We start from the raw sequence: 254 nt of genomic DNA, 5'->3' as shown, positions 1-254 counted from the left end.
GTTACAGTAGTTAAGCTATCATTATAAAATGCTGAATCATCAATTGCTTTTAAAGCATAACCAGTAGAAACATTGGTAACAGTATTGGGTAGTACTATAGAAGTGCCTCCATCAGTATTATAGTCTATAGCTTTTACGGTGTTGGGTGATGTAGAAGTAATCTCATAATTAATGTAATTATTGATAAAAAATTCTGAAACTGGGTTAAACCCTGTCCACAAAGCTCCTTAGTTTGTGGTATAAACATCTTCAGT

Annotated in this window: 1 pseudogene; it reads right to left on the bottom strand. The window is 32.7% G+C overall.

Annotated features, from left to right (window positions below):
* Window positions 1-221: pseudogene (locus tag ACY2RX_RS14735) on the bottom strand (leucine-rich repeat domain-containing protein); the annotation flags it as partial.
* Window positions 222-254 lie beyond the last annotated feature (33 nt).

This window comes from Polaribacter sp. 2405UD43-2 (genome assembly GCF_058147125.1).
Note: the sequence above shows the minus strand (reverse complement) of the source record. Positions and strands in the feature narration are given on the sequence as shown.